At 33.5% G+C, this 18,281-nt stretch carries 13 protein-coding genes; 6 read left to right on the plus strand and 7 right to left on the minus strand.

Features of this window, described 5'->3' with window-relative positions; translation table 11 throughout:
* The first annotated feature begins 288 nt into the window (after positions 1–288).
* The 3 genes from BMX44_RS09845 (at position 289) to BMX44_RS09855 (ending at position 3,381) form a co-directional block, all read left to right on the plus strand.
* Positions 289–1,275, plus strand: coding sequence for an HIT domain-containing protein (locus tag BMX44_RS09845; protein ID WP_218143952.1), 987 nt, complete (start codon positions 289–291; stop codon positions 1,273–1,275).
* Positions 1,276–1,670: 395 nt separating this feature from the next.
* Positions 1,671–2,396 (plus strand): hypothetical protein, encoded by a 726-nt coding sequence (locus tag BMX44_RS09850; RefSeq protein WP_090632248.1) that lies wholly within the window; start codon positions 1,671–1,673, stop codon positions 2,394–2,396.
* Between the two features lie 16 nt (positions 2,397–2,412).
* A complete protein-coding gene (locus BMX44_RS09855) occupies positions 2,413–3,381 on the plus strand; it encodes a queuosine salvage family protein (protein ID WP_090632252.1) in 969 nt (322 codons plus the stop codon).
* 248 nt (positions 3,382–3,629) lie between these two features.
* On the opposite strand, the gene BMX44_RS09860 is transcribed toward BMX44_RS09855, so the two are convergent.
* Positions 3,630–4,652, minus strand: a complete 1,023-nt coding sequence (locus BMX44_RS09860; RefSeq protein WP_090632255.1) for a DUF262 domain-containing protein — start codon at positions 4,650–4,652, stop codon at positions 3,630–3,632.
* Complete coding sequence (locus tag BMX44_RS09865; RefSeq protein WP_090632258.1) at positions 4,630–5,205, minus strand: nucleotidyltransferase family protein; 576 nt, start codon at positions 5,203–5,205, stop codon at positions 4,630–4,632. Before BMX44_RS09865 ends, BMX44_RS09860 begins: the two co-directional genes overlap by 23 nt.
* A 644-nt stretch (positions 5,206–5,849) precedes the next feature.
* On the opposite strand from BMX44_RS09865, the gene BMX44_RS09870 reads away from it, so the two are divergent.
* Complete coding sequence (locus BMX44_RS09870) at positions 5,850–6,401, plus strand: recombinase family protein (protein ID WP_090632263.1); 552 nt, start codon at positions 5,850–5,852, stop codon at positions 6,399–6,401.
* Positions 6,402–6,714: 313 nt separating this feature from the next.
* On the opposite strand, the gene BMX44_RS09875 is transcribed toward BMX44_RS09870, so the two are convergent.
* Positions 6,715–7,917, minus strand: a complete 1,203-nt coding sequence (locus BMX44_RS09875; RefSeq protein WP_090632268.1) for a hypothetical protein — start codon at positions 7,915–7,917, stop codon at positions 6,715–6,717.
* Between the two features lie 102 nt (positions 7,918–8,019).
* Between BMX44_RS09875 and BMX44_RS09880 the strand changes: the two genes are divergently transcribed.
* Positions 8,020–9,753 (plus strand): DUF1700 domain-containing protein, encoded by a 1,734-nt coding sequence (locus BMX44_RS09880; protein ID WP_090632272.1) that lies wholly within the window; start codon positions 8,020–8,022, stop codon positions 9,751–9,753.
* Between the two features lie 168 nt (positions 9,754–9,921).
* Here BMX44_RS09880 and BMX44_RS09885 read toward each other — a convergent pair whose 3' ends face one another.
* The 4 genes from BMX44_RS09885 to BMX44_RS09905 all read right to left on the minus strand — a co-directional run bounded on the left by BMX44_RS09885 (position 9,922) and on the right by BMX44_RS09905 (position 13,163).
* A complete protein-coding gene (locus BMX44_RS09885) occupies positions 9,922–10,305 on the minus strand; it encodes a hypothetical protein (RefSeq protein ID WP_090632277.1) in 384 nt (127 codons plus the stop codon).
* 22 nt (positions 10,306–10,327) lie between these two features.
* The gene (locus BMX44_RS09890; RefSeq protein WP_090632281.1) at positions 10,328–10,975 is read right to left on the minus strand and encodes a hypothetical protein; all 648 of its coding nucleotides are present in this window, start codon (positions 10,973–10,975) and stop codon (positions 10,328–10,330) included.
* Between the two features lie 688 nt (positions 10,976–11,663).
* The gene (locus BMX44_RS09895) at positions 11,664–12,257 is read right to left on the minus strand and encodes a hypothetical protein (protein WP_090632285.1); all 594 of its coding nucleotides are present in this window, start codon (positions 12,255–12,257) and stop codon (positions 11,664–11,666) included.
* A gap of 648 nt (positions 12,258–12,905) precedes the next feature.
* Complete coding sequence (locus tag BMX44_RS09905; RefSeq protein ID WP_090632292.1) at positions 12,906–13,163, minus strand: helix-turn-helix transcriptional regulator; 258 nt, start codon at positions 13,161–13,163, stop codon at positions 12,906–12,908.
* Between the two features lie 982 nt (positions 13,164–14,145).
* On the opposite strand from BMX44_RS09905, the gene BMX44_RS09910 reads away from it, so the two are divergent.
* Complete coding sequence (locus BMX44_RS09910) at positions 14,146–18,066, plus strand: ATP-binding protein (protein WP_090632295.1); 3,921 nt, start codon at positions 14,146–14,148, stop codon at positions 18,064–18,066.
* Positions 18,067–18,281 lie beyond the last annotated feature (215 nt).

Below are 18,281 nucleotides of genomic sequence, written 5' to 3' on the forward strand. Positions count from 1 at the left end.
GTCCGTGCTTCGCCCTCAATGAACCTACTCATGGAATACTCCAATTAACTGGAAAGTAAAATTATATAACCAATTGGGTTTTCACACAGTCTGGGCCGTAAGTAGTCAATTAATATTTTTCAAAAAATGTTCAATTATCAAGTTTCAAGACAGCCGGACTATCACGGTATCAAATCAGCATTTATTTTGATTAAAATACAGTCATAATTTACATCCAAGGCTGTGAATTAAGATGTATGAACGATGTTTGAAAACCTTATAATTTTTTAGCTTCTCTAATAAAATACAATGGATTATGAAGAACTAGCACAATTTATAAAAAAGAAAATGCGCATGTCGCATATTTATCAGCCTATTCTTCTAATTCAGCTTCTAGAAAACAAAGGTAAGTGTCATGAACGTGAAATAGCAACAGCATTGCTATCCCATGATGAAAGCCAGATTGAATACTACACTGCCATTACAAATAACATGGTCGGTAAAGTGTTACGCAATCACAATGTAGTACACAAGGATAAATCTACAAAAGAATATTCCCTGATTGACTTTCATGAACTCAGCGATGACCAGCGTTACAAGCTAATTGCGCTTTGCAAAACTAGATTACTCGATTTTATCGAGTGTAGAGGTAAATCGGTTTATAACCACAGAAGAAAATCAAATGGTTATATCAGTGGCACAATTAAATACGATGTTCTAAAAAGAGCCAGATTTCGTTGTGAACTTTGTGGCATATCTGCTGAAAAAAAGGCATTAGAGGTGGATCATATACTTCCTAAAAATCATGGTGGTTCTGACGATTCAAATAATTTCCAGGCGTTATGTTATAGCTGTAACGCAATGAAACGAGATAGAGATGATACAGATTTTAGGGGGTTATATAATTCATATAACCATCGAGAGCCTGATTGCCTTTTTTGTGCAATTGATAAAGATAGAATAGTATCCGAGAATGAATTAGCTTACTCAATACGTGATGGCTACCCAGTAACGGAACACCATACACTTGTCATACCAAAAAGACATACTGCTCAATTCTTTGACCTTGGGCAAGCAGAATTAAATTCTATTTATCAATTACTACAGATCGAAAAAAAAGCAATAGAAATTCTTGACCCTAGAGCTACTGGTTTTAATATTGGTGTAAATTCGGGAAAAAGCGCTGGACAGACAATATTTCATTGCCATATACATTTGATACCAAGGCGTGATGGTGATGTTAAAGAACCTAGAGGGGGCGTTAGGCATGTTATTCCAGGTAAAGGAAGTTACTAGAAACTCTAAGGTATATGATAATCACCTGCCACTTTATTTCTACGATTAAAAACAGTTTTAAAGTAGCTAGAAAACTTATTTTTAAATAATGCTGTTATATCGTCACATCCTTTACTTTAAGTTGATGACATTGATAAATGACAGATATCTTTTGGGCAAGCCACAGCTTTGCAATTATTATGTTTTAAAAGAAATGGTTCTAACACAGTGTCAGTTTTTGAGCAGAGAGCAATTGTTTAGGTGCTTTTTGGCTCATGCACACACACAAGCTCATTGTTTTCTCGACTATGTTTAAAGTAGCTATATACAATTAAGAACCTAGCAATGATAATTTTGCCATTCTCAATGCATACCCCACTGTACATGTATTCGTTCTAGAATTTTTTTAAATATCTATGACAGAAGCTGCCTATCAAGAATCATCACTTTTACCGATTACTAAATTTTTTGACAATTTTGAATTGTCAGATTTACAGGTATTGATAATTACTTTTGGATTTATTTTCACAGTTTTGTCTTTTGCTTTTAATATGAAGCGACAAAGGCGATTTGAACAAGCAAAAACATTGAGAGAATTAACTAACATAATCAATTCTGATAGAAAAATGAAACAATTGTTTTTTGAGGCAGACTATGACAATTTCCAAATTGGCAACAAATTCATTGGCAAAGAGGACGAAAAAACGTTGGTTCGATTTTTGGATATGCTAAACATGATCGCCTATACAATAGTAAATAAATCACTGACATCCGCAGATCTAAAGGGCACAACTTTAGGGCACGCCTTTGCACAGTCCTTAGAAAATCCGGGAATTAAAGGCTATTTGTATTGGGTAGCGATGAATGATACGCACGATTTCATATCTAAAATCAGAGGAGAAAATAGGTTATTTCGTTGTAGGAAAATAGAAAAAATGGCATTAATTTATATTAACAAAAATGAAGAAAGCATTATCAAAGATTATGAGAAAGATAAATGTATTCAGCAATCATGGCTTTTCCTCAGGCTTCAGGCAAAAAATTTTTCTAAAGAAAAATATTCTATTGCTTTGAGTAACTCAACTAGGAGGTGGAAAAGAAAGAACAAAATATCTGGTATTTATAATATCTTAACATCTTAAATACGCATAAATTTAAATGGAAGATCTTTTAAAATCTGTTATTGAAAGTTGCCAGAAAGTTTCAAAAAAATCGAAATATGTACACATAAACGAAAAAGCTATATTGAGTTACATAAGGAAAATTCCTAAAGTTTTGACTCAAGCCTATGATTATGATGCAAAAATACATTATTTTGACAAGAGTAGAGAGAACCTTTTAAATTATATCTTTATCTTAGGATCTGTAAACTTTGGATCAGGATTTTTATTGGATACACCAGATCGCTCAAAACAATTTGGATACAGGACAATAGCTTCACGGTTAAAAGAATACTTTGAAAATAACCATTCATTAAGCTCGGATCGGCTTATCAGTCTGAATTTAGATTGCAGCAATAGGATATTTAAAATCCCGCAGGACACTGAAGATGGGCGACAGATAGGAATGTTGTATCGATCGGCAATTGCCGAAATGGGTCAATTTATTGAAAATCAATATAATGGATCATTTTCTAGAGCTGCTGAAGAAGCACTTGAAAGTACGCAGATTTTTCTTGAAAAATTAATAAACCTCAATTCCTTCGGCGATATCGCTATATGTGGGGGGCAAAAAGTCTATTTTTTGAAAAAAGCACAATTGTTAATCGCTGACATTATTCGAGCTCTAAATTATAGTCCTTTATCACACAAAAAATTATTGGCGAAACTGACAATTTTCCCTGATAATCATTTAGCAAATGTATTAAGGATTGAGAATATTCTAGAGTATTCTTCTGAGTTAAAAAATAAAGTAGATAATAAAATTGAACTGCTACAGGGTACAGATGAAGAGGTTGAATTGAGAGCAGCTACTGTTTGCGCAGGACAAGATATTGTGCAAAACCGAAAAAAATTTGGATTCGAGACAAATGCTGTGGAGATTGACTGGTACCTTTGGAATGTCGCAAAATCTTCATATACTTATACACGCAAAGCAACGCACAAAACTAAAACTCTTTTCTATTAAAGACAGGGAAATAGGAAAATCCCCGTAAATCACCTACTAAACATAAAATTAAATAATTGATTTTTGATTGTTATAGTTGGAATCAATCCAACACTCAAGGAACCATGATACACAAAAAGTAAATTAAAATACTATATATTTAATTGCTTATAACGTACGTCAAGTATAAATGTAGAATAGTCCTTTTTGTATTCACAGAAAGTTAGTTAATAACTACCACCAACAGATAATTAACATAAAGGTAACTATTAGAATAAACTAGAACTACTACTACAACAAATTATCCTAGCTACGATTTCACCCCTCAAAATCCTGTTGCTTCGATCATTGCTGGCTTGGAGGGCCGATTTATAATAGTTTGTTGCTTCGACACTTTCGTTTGAATTACCGTCAGCCACTTGCTCAACTTTCATATAGAACATATCTAACTCTTTCCTAACATCGGAAACATTTAATGAAATATTCTTCTTTATTAGTGCGCGGTGAAGTTCCACAAATAGCGTGAAAAAATCAGCTTTTTTAAATGCTCTTGACGAGCTTGCCATATTCATTTTATCTATAAAATTTAAAACAATCATTACTTCATTTAACAAATCATCTTTATTTGGCAATTCTTCGTTGTATCTTTGCAAATATTCTTCTAACTCGTTGTCTCTATTAAAGTAAGTACTCATAATGGTTATTAGCATACCTAGGCAGTACTTAACATCATTCATACGCTTAATATCGGTGGCTGTAAAAATACGCTTCTCTTCAAAAAAATTAAGTTTTGATACTTCTTCAGCAAAGTTTTTAAATTCTCCTCCAAAACGCGAGTTGTGTAACTCCATTGCATTTAATCCATAACTAGTAGAATTAATTCGCTGAAACACTTCCTTAATTTGATTTAGAGGCATATTACCCATATCTCGAACAACTACTTTGTACTCAAGAAACTCTATTTGTTGGTTCTCTTCCAACCCTGAATATGGCAGTATATTATTGCCTAATTTTATGTCTGGTGACCCTTTAAAATATTGATATAACGTTGTAAGCCTCTGTTGCCCGTCTACAATTAATTCAGCACCTTCGCCTGTTTTCGGGTCCACCTTGCCTGCAGCTATATATATTTCCGGAAATGGGTACCCTTCAAGAACAGTTTTAATAAACTCGATTTTGTCCTTATTTGTCCAGACTAATCGGCGCTGGAAATCTGGCTGTGGAATTAGGGTTCCATTACCAATACTTGTAAGCAAAACTCTCAGCCGCCTATTCGATGCTGACGTATCCATTATTAATCTCCTGCATGCATTGTTCTATGCATATAGTTTGATACTCTTTCAAAAAAAAATGAGAGTGATATAACCCTGCTCTTACTTTATAAGGACCATATTTATTACTTTTAGTTATATTATTAAAGAAATCCCACCAAGATTTAGTAAAATTAAAATATTCACTTGGTGGCAATTTATCAGGGCGTATCCACCCTTCCGACAAATACCGAAAAAAAATATTAGAATTTGGCCAATCAGCAGCACTTTTCCTGAATAGATATGCCTCTTCCCATATTTTTTCAAATAGTGGTGTGGATACAATAGCCAAATCGATATCAGAATCTTCACCAAATTCAGAAAATCTCTTCGATTGCTTGAGGCTGAACCCAAGTCTACCGGAGCCAACTAAAATTACATCATTAAATTCAACTTTAAAATGCTCACACACTTCTTCTCTTAATCGATAATGATTTTCATCGCTAAGTGCAAAACAGCTTCCATTCAAGACATATTTTCTGAATATCTGAATACTAGAAAGTAATGCTAGATCTTTTTTGAATTCTTCAATCATCTCGGTTTGAAAAAACTAACTAGAATTGAGGTCCGGAATGACACGATATATAGTGTCAAATAAAATATCTATTATTACTACCTTCACTTACAGATTCTTAACACATTAAATAAACGGGGTTTCATTAAAACAAACCGTGTTAAATCCGCTGTTAGATTTAAACCAAAATAGTATGCCCAAATCGGTGACAGTCATTACAATATGCAATCTATACAAATATTAAATAATTTAGGAATTGTTCTTGTGATAGAGGAAATTAGCTGATACGTTTCACGATGAAGCGATCAGATTTCCCCTTTCTACATAGTATGTATTTAATGCGAATCCACACTCACTGTCGGTAGGGGTAGGTGTCAAGCTAGTCTATTGGGATCTGCTATCAACTTATTCTTGGCATGCGGTCATTTTTAATGTGGCACAAATAATTTTAACGTATAGAGTGCTGGCAATTACTATTAAGAGGTATTGTTACTCCCTAGAGTATTTGTAAACTTGAATAGTTATCAGAATTCGTCATATGGCCTTTAGTTTTAATTCAGAAACTCTATTGTCTTGAATAGTATAGTTTATGATACATATGTATTTTAATGTCTCAAATTATGTCTTATAATTAGATTATTCTAATCTTTAAAGAGTTATAAGACATGGCTATAGTTGGATATGCACGTGTAAGCAGCACTGGTCAATCACTTGATGTACAGCTAGACAAGCTAAAGTATTATCAATGCGACAAAATTTATCAAGAAAAAAAATCAGGTATTACCGCTAACAGACCGGAATTAAAAAAATGTCTGGATTATGTACGAGAAGGTGATGTATTAATCATTACAAAACTTGATAGACTTGCTCGATCAACTGTTGATCTCCACAATATACTTCAGCAATTAAATGATAAAGGAGTCGGTTTTCGAGTTATCGATCAGTCAATTGATACAACAACATCGACCGGAAAACTACTTTTTGGAATACTTGCCAGTATTGCAGAATTCGAAACAGAGCTTAGAAAAGAACGCCAGATGGAAGGTATAAAAAAAGCTAAAAATAATGGTGTTGCTTTTGGTCGTAAAGCTAAACTAACTGATATTCAGATTGAAGAATTGCGTTACAAACGCTCAAATGGTGTATTAATAAAAGATTTGATGGCAAATTATGGATTGTCTAAAGCATCAGTTTATAGATTATTATCAATCACTTAAAAATTATAAACTAATGCACATATTTTAATATTCTAGGAAATGCAAGCCTTGCCTATAGTTCTATCAATTTATAAGATGCGATGATGTGCCTGCAAAGTGTGAGAAAACTGCTGTTGCTTTCGCGATTTTTACACGATCAATACTTACATATAATGCGCTCACAATTGAAATATTCTTCAGGAAATTTATTCGAACTAAAATACCGGTGCCATTTGAATTTTCTGCTACATCCAACTAAAAAATATTATTTCAGTCTGGTAGGTACCCAGATAAATATTAGAATGCTGAATCTACAATTATTATGGCTGAAACATCAATTACATTTTTCGTCTGTATTAAGAAACGGTTTCAATTTATTTCTAATAAAATGATTTGGGCGCCAGCCACCTATAATTTTCTCAAGGAATATAGAATCGAACGCCGAAAGTACAATCCCTGTCGGTGGATGAATTGTTCCAGCACCAAGTCCGAGTATATATCGAACTGCTTTGGGAGTTATTTTTTGAAACCAATTTTCAGCAGTGACTTCTTTCAAGTATGCTTTAACTATTTTTTCATCAGGATGAATATCTTGAATCCACTCGCGAAACTGTTGTGATTTGTCTAATAATTTTAAGAATTCATCAAATGAGCGCTCTCCACTATCTATAACTTCTCGAATTGATGGGCTGTCCGACAAGACAATCTCTCGGAACTGCTGAAGCTCATTAGTGTTAATTCCGGTACGCTTCATTAACTCAGTATAACGAAAACGTAAAATTCGAGATGAAATCTGCGATGTACTGATATCCCCACTATAATGTGCTGCTATGGCTGCATCTGCGCGTGCAACCAATATCTTGTTTAAGAGAAAAGCCTCCGATACTCTTTCAAGTTTAGAGTTAAGCTTACTACATCGCTTTTTGTTTATTTCGTTAAAGTTTATGTCAGTAAATACAAAAAAATTTTTGTTTGTATGCAGAATATCAAATTTAAAATTGTCCAAAATGGGTTGAGTCGTCTCTAAATCTTCAATTATTAATCGGATGGCATTATGAACAAAATGTGGATCATGCAAATCTGAAATTGCGGCATTTCCTACTCCACCAGGCAGAAAATCATTACTAGTAAAACGTCGGATGGGAACCCGCTCAATAAACTTATCGGCTAACCTTTTTGCTATTCGCTTATTGTAATTTTGTTGATGCAGAATATACTCAACTCGACTTTTTCGACTCTTTAGCTGCCCCACATTCTGATCGCCAACAATTGTTATTGCAGCAAATGAATGCGCCTCCGATACACCTATTTTTTCAGTTTGTGTTCCAAGTGATTCTTCGCAGTATGTGGCTGATATATTTGGTCTGGAAAGCAAGGCTAATAATTGCTCCATGCCAATATGCTTAACGAAATCTTTTAATGTTGTGTAGTCGAAAATTAAATGGACCTTTTGATAATAAAGAAGTGCTTCAGCAAGCTCGCCTACTGTGAAATTAGGCCCTCCTTCAGAACTACATAGTATAATTTTCTCAAACATTTATAATTTTCTAAATTTAAATCAGTCAGATTAGCAGAATTGCATTACTTTACTTCTTGTAAAAGATTTTTCTATTTCAATACTTTTAGGAAAAATTTCTTTATGACAGCTACTAAGAAAAACCAATTTTGCGACAAAATAAAAAGTTACATTTATCGAAGAAGGATTGAAGACAAAAAAAAAGTGCTTGACTCAAATGTTCCTATTATCAACAAAAATATCGAGTCAGATATTCATAAATTTCAAGATGGCATTCCTGCCTACGAAAGAAAAAGATATTTCAATGATATTGAGAATAGGCGAATAAGCCAAGAAGATAGAAGAAAAAATGACGATAGCATTTCTATTTATGATAGAAACAAAAGCTTTAACGATATAGAAGATAGACGAAGAAACCGAGAAGATAGAAGAAAAAAAGACGTTAGCATTCCTGTCTTTGATAGAAAAAAACGTTTAAGCAATATTGAGGATAGGCGAATAAATGAAAAAGATAGAAGAAAAAAAGATTCATCTATTTATGGTGATCGTCGTAAAGAGCCAGGCGACAGAAGGAAAATAAAAGGATTATTTTTAGAGGATTTAATAAATTTAGTAAATGTTTTAAGAGATGAGCAAACCACATTAATAAATTTTATCGCAGATAAAGAACAAAAAAGAATCAGTATATTAAGATTTCAACTTGCAGCTATAGCAATTTTAGGAATATCTACGATAGCTTCTTTACCCCTACTTAACGAAATTTTGTCACCAGATAGAATTAATATAATGACAAAATCACAAGAATCTGATCAGCAACTAAATCCCCAAACTAAAGCCATCTTATATACGGATACAATAAATTTACTTAAAACATCTGCTCCTACTGTAGAACAAACCGAAACCAAACCTATAAGCACCGTTGAGTCCGTTAATTCAGAATCATCAACAGAACAAAAAAAACTTTTTGATATGACTGGTGTAATTTTAATGTTTTGTATGTTTAATATCGCTGGGAGTTTGGCTGTGATAGCAGTTAGTTTAATAAATGTAGCAGTCGTACGATATGTGCTATCAATTAAGTCAAATATTACCTTGGCTGTGAGGCAATTAAATTGCAATCGAGAAGCAATACAAAGAGCTATAACAGCTCAACTCTGCGGTGCCTATCCAACTGGACTCGAATACAAAAATAAAAATGAATGGAGCATTGGAAACACTCTATATTTAACTCATAATAAATTTCCTGTAGACAATACCTCATTACGACATAGTTTCTTTAGAAGATACAGGAATAAATTGCTTATTCGTTGCTACAAAATTTTTAATTACTTTTTCTCAGCTAAGCTTAAAGAATGCAATGATGAAAATTGTGAGGAAAAAAATAAAAAATTTGTAGAGAAGTGTATTACCTTAACATTTAGTGATAACGAAGTTGTGCATTATCCAGTTGATAAATACGGCGCAATTTATACAAGCCCAGATAAACGCATTCCTGACTCTTTTTTAGAAAGAATTTTATCCCTAGGTTATAGATCTTGTTATGTTCAATCAGCCGACATGTGGGCTGTAGTAGCAAGTTGCATAACCACAACATTAGTTTCATTATTATTACCACTAGGAAACTTTTATTTATGGTTTGTAACTAAGGGCATTGAGTATGACTCACTTAATTTTATTTTCTTCGAAATCAGTGTGCCAAGTTTTATAGCATTATCATTCGCATCTTTGGGGTTAATAATTACATATTTTTTTGCGAAACATTTTTCAAAAATAATTTATTCTTACTTAAACAAATTAATTGATATCGTAACAAACGATTCAGATTATTCACCCAAAAAAGTAAAAACCCTACTTTAATACAATCAATTATTTAGTAAGTATTGGATTCATTTATAAACAGTCGCTAATAATTGCTGACGAGTTTGTCAACTAATTCCTGTACAACTTTTATATCTTTCTGGATGTCGTCTTCTAAATTAGAGTAGTTATATTTGTGATTCTTAGGCTCCTATTTTTTTATTGCTATCAAAAAATACGTGAAAGGTTTAGCAAAAGTCCTGATGGAAATTTACATGTATAAAATACACCATCAATACATGAATTAATTAATGCAGTATGATTTCCAGAATCACTAAAATTAACTGTTACATTTATAATTACATCTACTCCTACACCCACAACTGATTCTAATACAGCGGTCTGACCATTTCTTGTTCCAGATAATGCAATCCATGAATTTTCTGGATTAGGATCAACGACAACAGCAATTACTGTTCCATTAGGATTTTCGTGTATAGAAACAAATTCTACAGTTAGATTATTTATGTTAGCCGTATATATTCCGTCGTAACTATTTGCTGCTACGTTAAATGACAATAAAAAAAATAAGGCGAAAACAAATTTTTTCATAACGCTCTCACTCATATTTAAACTATAAATTTATTTTTATACGAAAATTTCCAAAAGAAGCAAGTAACATCAGACTTACCACAATTAATGACAAAATATGAGGTTCTGACACTGCAATTGATACTGGCGCACTAAAATTTCTTAATTCGACACCTAAAACAAACCCGGGGGCCATATTGCCTATCAAAAACATAAGACCAAACTCCTCTCCGGTACTGATTGGAATTTCTATCGGGTCAACTGGAATAGTGCCACATCCAAAATCAACGCTTGAGCAAATTAACTGAATATTGCTTCCGGTGGATATATCTCCGGCAAAAGCCATAATTGAAATATTACTATCACCACTTGTTCCAGCCGGCGACATAATATGTCCGGCAATAATATCAAAAGAAGCAATTCCACTACCTTTTGCTACGGTTGAAAAAGTTGCCAAGCCACCAAACCAACCTACAGTTGGATTGTTACTATCAAATGTGTTTGTGTTTATAACATCAAAACCAATAGCATGTTTAGAGGTATAAAAGTGAGTTGCGGTTAACGCATTAAATCCATCAGGAGGCCAAAACTCCCAATTACTTGCCTTATATGGACCTACAAAATCATGAATTATGGCTGCATTTAATTGCCCAGTTAAGCAGAGCGTAAAAATTAAAATACATTTTTTCATACAATTTAATTTTCAAATCAATATAATTATTAATAATCAAGCAAATTACATGCCATAAACTTTTAATCATTTAATTACAAAACATTACGGAATTATTTTTCTGAAATATATTCTTAAATTCAGGCATGTGTAAAATTTTTTTACATAGAATTGCCCTTATCTTGTGCGGAATTCTGGAATATAAATTAATTTGCAAGTTCTATATGTGTGATTTCTTACTATAGGAGTAGATCCATTTAGTTACTAAAACCTCTAGGTAAATTAGTTATTTATAAGTGATTTTTTATAGAAAAAAAGACTGTATAAAATGAGAAAGAAACGCAGAAATTACTCACCAGAATTTATAATTTTGAGTATTTCACTAGCGGCGATTAAGAGCATTTAAAATGCTGACTTATTATTGCAATGAAATTGCCCAACAGTGATTTTCTAATGTAATAAATAAAAAATGGCCAACAGTTTTCACTGTTGGCCATTTTTTTGAGTACTTATGAATTTTTCATATCCGTCTATTTATCATCGGCACAATTATTAATTACTTTAATTTTTTTATAATATTTAATTATTTTTCGAACCATTTTAATAAAATATTTGTTAATTTATTAAAATGGGGGTTTTTTAAAAGTTTCAGACCAGAAAAAAATGAAAATTAAATTTTTTTAAAAGTAAAAACAAATAAAAACTTATTCTAATGATATGAGTATTTTCTCGTTCCATAACCATTATTGAATTTTTTGAAATTTACAAACAATTCAAGATCATCTTTTTTTCTGCAAAATTTCCTGTCTTGTAGAAGGTAATATTTTGCATGTTCTTTAACCAAGTATTCTCCAAGAAAATCATGACCATTAGATACTTTTGCAAATCTATCGTAACAAGGTTTTGATAAAATGTTCTTAATTTTACTGGATAGAAATGCATCACTTAAATCGAATTCAAACTCTTCTGAACATAGTTTATTTGAGAGTTGTTCTAATTTATGCCTGAATGTATCAAAATCCATTTTTTCAGGCTTTAATAAAATAATATGATAATGTGGTGTAAATAAAGGATGTTCTTCAACGATAATACCTTTTAAGGATACAAATCGTTTATGTTTGCCGTAAATGTATCTATTTGCTATTTTTATAATTTTATCAATAATAGGTTCTAAATTTTCCCCACTTGCAACTGATCTTCTGATTTTATTATGCGGTTCACTAATAGTTAACATCAGTGAATCATTGTCCATGATTATTGTTTTTAGCCAAGAATCCAATTCTTCTTTATTAATTTTGTTCATATAATTCTGTTAAATAATAATTTCTTATATTTATTCCTATTTAATTAAATGTAACTAAAATATTCTGTTTGATTATTCAATATCTGATTTAGCATTACTAAAAGCTTTATATATTGATTATTAATAATCTTTTATAAATATAAAGTTATTAGACAATAGAATAAATTCCCATGGCCCGATTGAGACGCATAGTTATTTCTATTTTCTAATTGTTCAAACAATTTGAAATCTTAGTGCTGTGGCTAAAGATTCAAAAAATTGTCTTATTAAAATTCAAGTATTTGACCATCCATAGAGATGCTAAATCAAAATAAAAAATTGGTACTTCTAAACATATTTATAAATTTCTGATTTTAAAAAACCAGATCCTTCAGATTGGTGGTGGGGGTATTGTAAGAAAAGGCATCACCGAATAATTTCGATGACTATAGGAAGGATTGAATAGATCAAATTCCTGCGAATTGGAATTGGTTATTAATTTTGCCGTATTCAGCTGACAATTAATTTTAAGAAGATTGCATGTTTTGATTCGATTGCTAACCTGGATGCAACAAGCAGGATTTGCATCTTTTCTTTTAAGCAAGGTAGCATTGAAGAGAATTTGATTGGTTCTGATAAAAGGAGAAGCTTTATTCATGACGGCTCCTTTTATTGAAAACAATTTTGTTGACGTTGATTTTTTAGCTGTGTAATAAGCTCTTTGATATCTTGCTCAGATTTTCCGGCAATTCGTGCCTGATTGACTGCTAAAATTTCACTTTCGACCCAAGCGGAACATCTTTCCCCGAGTTTGATTTGAGATGGAAAAGTGCCTTTGGAAATATTTGCGTAGAGAGTTGAACGTTTCAAGCCAGAAATAGCTATAACGTCTTTGATGCGAATAAGTTTTGCTTCATTAGCAGACATATTTATCTATCCTTATAATATGCCGCTAATTACAATCATTTATATAATGTCAGTAATATCCTCTGTAGCATTTCCATAATATAAATAATTGCCTCACTTTTTGCTTCCATTCGTGTCTCGAAAGACACTTACATACTTAACATATCGTCGATTGTAATTAACGATATTGGTTAATAAAAAAATAATGACGTTCGAGGAACAAATTTGAATTACAAAACTGTTCTACAATCGTAGCGTCAAGCTTATTGACTGCTGTTATTTGTAAAAGTTCAAAAGAATTAGCATAATTTTGAAAAAATATGGTCGCTTGTTATCAAAATCACAATGGTAAGACTAAAGGTAAGAACCAAAAAACTATTATACAAAATTAATATTATCTATCAATATGTTTTATCTAAAAAATGACAGACTCTCTCTCCGCCACGAATACTTCAAGAAATTCCATAGATTCACAATAATATTCAGTAACTTATTGTTATTGCTTAGTTATTGATAACTGCTGGCAACACATTGAAACGTCCAACCCAGTCGAATCCGTGTTTGCAACGGTTCTGTTCAAAATATCCAAACCAGAAACTGTGGAAGCGGACGATAACTTTTACAATAACGCTCAAACTGATGGAAGTAGCACAGAAAAACGACTACAGCTGTAGTAGGGCTGTAGGGCTGTAAATTGTTAACGGATGTCATTCAATGGTTAAAGTAAAATCCGTTAACTGCGTAAAACAAATTCGTTATCAAATTCCCCGTCATACCACCACGTCTGATCAGAGCTGACACATCCTCTTATCAACATACAGCCTCTTATAAATCAGAATAATTTATTTCGTAGCCATGGTCGTGAAATATTTATCTCAAATATGTAACAGAATGTATTTTTTTAACCAATTTAGCCTAGTTTTTTGTATTTACTCAATACTTAATCATATAAATGGTTGGATTATGCTAGTAGGTATATTAAAAAAATCTCCTAAAGTTCCAGATGGAAAAAGATATACTGAAATTAGATCAAGGCACACTTGGGCCACGAGCGAAATTAAGCTGCTTTTTGGCAAGATTTTTTCCAAGTAAGAAAACACTACTTATAGCACTGATTTATTTTACATGCGCTTATTTCACTAGGCTGTTTAATTTTACCGAGTACTATAATGTATTTGTTGGTATACCAGCAGGGCTTGCTTTTGCAATATTTGTTATTTGGGGAACACGTTTGTGGCAATGTATCTGGTTAAGCGCTGCTGCAGCTCATCTCCTGCATAATTTAAGTCAAGTCAACGACGTAGAGTCGATATCTATAAATCTCTTCGCTTCATTACTTACTGCAAGTGGTGCAGTTCTTCAGGCACTTGTCGGAGTATATTTAGCAAAACATTTTATTAAAAATTCCAAAAAGAATTTAAATTTTGGGAAAACTACTGCATTACTTTGTGGCGCTGGGCCTATTGCATGCTTAATTTCCTCGACCATAGATACTTTTGTTTTATATCAATTCTACGGATTACAGGAAAATGCAATATTGTCGAACTGGATGTCCGGTTATGCGCTAGATATATTAGGTGTATTAATTTCATCCCCGGTCATTTTTTATACGAAATCATGTATACAATTTGGAAATAACTGGCGGCGTCAAATCCTCATAGTCACTATTTCATTGATTGGTATCGCTTCATTATTATTGGCGGGACTTTTCTTATTCAGCCATGATTCGGCCCGGAATTCTCATATTCTTTTTAAGGAAAAAACAAATGAAATCAACCTTCATTTAATAAATGTAATTAAAGCAAACGAAGAACGATTACGTAACATTGGCGCCTTGGTCAAGAGTAATGACAAACTGACTTCTTCGGAATTTATAATCTTTAATCAATCTGCAGGACTACGAAAATGCGTCATTTCTTTTTCCTGGATTCCAGATAAAGGATTAAGCCAGTCAGATGAGATATTTGAACATCAATTAATATATCCGGAAAATTATAAAGTTGACTTGTATGGTAGTAATTTTGCCGAACAAATCTCCAGACAGGCCATGCGAAGATCGATAAAAACCGGACAACTTGCTTTAGCCAAATCAACAAACACAAATAAACAGTCATGGTGGTTAATTTATCCTGTATTTACTGACAATTCTTTGAATTTAGATACAGAACAGTTTGCAACAAACAAATTTATCGGTTTTGCAGCAGCCCAAATTGACATGCAATTGTTTTTTGAGGATTTAATTCTCAAAGCGGACTTTATGAACATTGCATTACGTATAAAAGGAATGGCAAGTTGGCATTCATCCAAAATTATTCTGGAACATAATGTTCCAGCACAGCCAACACCAGGCATTAAATATCCAGTAAGCAAAAATTTTGCTGGTGAAGGTCTGCAAATCGAAATGTGGAATCTTCATAACCACGAGTTCAGTTGGCAGACGGGTCCAATTATTTTGCTATTTTTTGGACTAATAATAATGATGTTAATTAGTGCATATTCTTTAAACACAATAGGACATGGTTTTTATTTGGAGCGCCAAATAAAGAAAAGAACCCGAGAAATTGAACTACAAAATGCGAAAACCAGTGCATTAGTCGAAAATTTAAAAGATGTGGCTTTCACAATGGATAAAAATGGAATCGTGCAATCGGTTAATCCTGCGGTTACTACTATTTTTGGATACGCAATCAGGGAAGTCATAGGATTCAGTATTTCATTATTAATTCCAGAAATGCTTTGCAGCAAGCACAACTGCTGGCTCCAATCAATTGATACAGAGTCGGCTGAATTAGAAAAAGAAATAAAAGCTCAACATAAAAACGGAAATTTTTTTCCAGTTTATTTAATTATTTGCAAATACAGTGTGAACGGTGAGCTTTATTTTTTAGGAGTGTTACATGATTTAAGCGGACAAAAACGATTAGTGTCTGATGTTGAGGCTGCTCGAGACAAAGCTGAAGCAGCCAGTCGTGCAAAATCAGAGTTTTTGGCGGCAATGAGCCATGAAATTCGCACACCTATGAATGGTGTAATCGGCATGCTGGAAGTTTTGATTCAATCCAGCCTGCGACCGGATCAGATTGAAATAGTCGAACTGGTTAGCGATTCAGCCAATTCGTTACTCGGAATTATTAATGATATTCTGGATTTTTCCAAGATTGAAGCCGGTAAGTTACAGATTACTAATGAACTGTTCTCAATTGAGAAAGAAACCGAAAAAGTATGTGCCCTACTTGATCGTATGGCTGACCAAAAGAATGTTGAGCTTCTTTTCTTCGTTGAACCGGAAATTCCCGATCAATTACAGGGTGATGCCCTGCGCATACGACAGATTCTCTATAATCTGGTTAACAATGCCATAAAATTTTCAAGCAAAGTGACACGGAAAGGACGCGTACTGGTTCATGTTAGGCTCGAATCTTCTGCCCTCGGTAAAGTCTGGCTAAAATGTGAAGTGCATGATAATGGCATTGGTATGAGCAAAGCTGTAATGTCACGGTTATTTGCGGCTTTTGAACAAGGTGAATCTTCGACCACTCGACGTTTTGGTGGCACCGGATTGGGACTAGCCATAAGCCGTCAACTTGCCCATATGATGGGAGGAACAATCACCGTTCATAGTAAGCTGGATGAAGGCAGCACATTTACTGTACGACTGCCTTTAACGCAATTACTCTGCTTCAACCAAAACGAATCTACGCCTTTGGCAAACTTGTCGTGTCTTACCATTGGTTCCGAAGATGGCTTCATCTCCTTTATTGCGCGTCATTTATCACATGCAGGCGCTAATGTACAACATACTAAATACATCGACTACATCAAGGTAAATGAAGAAAATTTGACTGAAAAGCCATGGATCTGGCTATTTGATGCCAAAGAGAATTTTTCTTTGGAATTGATTCGTTCGATCACCAATCAATATTCACAGCAAAATGTGCGTATTGTAGTTATTGGGCGTGGAAGACGCAGAAAACCACGTTACGTGGGCGATAACATTTTTTTGATTGATGCGAATGTTCTAACGCGTCACACCTTATTATCTACTGTAGCTCTAGCTGCCGACTTGACTCTGGATGAAATGCTTTCAAGCGAAAAAGAATCATGTCAATCAAACACAGAAAAAATCGATCCAGGGAATATTCTTTGCTTGGATAACCCGATTTTGGTGGCTGAAGATAACGATGTTAATCAGAAGGTCATTCAACGCCAACTGGCATTACTTGGTGTAAAGGCAGATTTAGCTAATGATGGTCGTGAGGCACTCAGATTATGGAAAACAAATGAATATGCATTGGTACTGACTGATGTTCATATGCCTAATTTAGATGGGTATCAACTTACTGCAGCCATACGTGCAGAAGAGGCAAAAACGAATTTAACTCGTACTCCAATTATTGCACTTACTGCAAATGTCTTAAGAGGAGAAGCTGAACAATGCAAGAAAATAGGAATGGATGATTACCTTTCGAAGCCGGCACAATTATCTGTTCTAAGAGAGACAATAAAAAAATGGCACAAGCAATCTAAAACGGGAATGTTAGCGAGTCCGAAGAATCAGTCAGTTAAATCTAATCCGGAAATCAAGCCTATTGATGTCAATATTCTAAGAGAATTAGTTGGCAATGACCAAACAGTAATACATGAATTATTAACCGAATTTCTTACCAGTGCAGCCAATATTGAAAGAGAACTACAGCTCGCTTGCGAAGCTTTGGATTGTGAACAGGCAACCAGAGCTGCGCACAAATTAAAATCCTCAGCACGCACTGTCGGTGCTCTCAGGTTGGGGGATTTGTGCCAACAGATCGAGCAAGCGGGGAAAAATGGAAAATCCAAATTGTTGAAAGATTTATATACCAAATTTAAATTAGAGATGATCTATGTCAATAACCATTTGATTCCACTAAACAGAACCGCGCAGTAGCACCAAAAAGAGGAAGAATCTCATAAAATGTCAGTCAAAAAGTTAATGACAAAGCTGTGTTGTATAAATTGTTGATACATATACTTACAAACACTGGAAATATCAGTTATCGAAATGTCAGATAGGCTGATGCCGCCGTTAAGATAAATATAATATGAATGCCATGCTGCATTTATGTGCTAATTGAACTGAAATTTGCATGTATGCTTGCATAT

Source organism: Nitrosomonas marina (assembly GCF_900110145.1).
Taxonomy (GTDB): Bacteria; Pseudomonadota; Gammaproteobacteria; order Burkholderiales; family Nitrosomonadaceae; genus Nitrosomonas; species Nitrosomonas marina.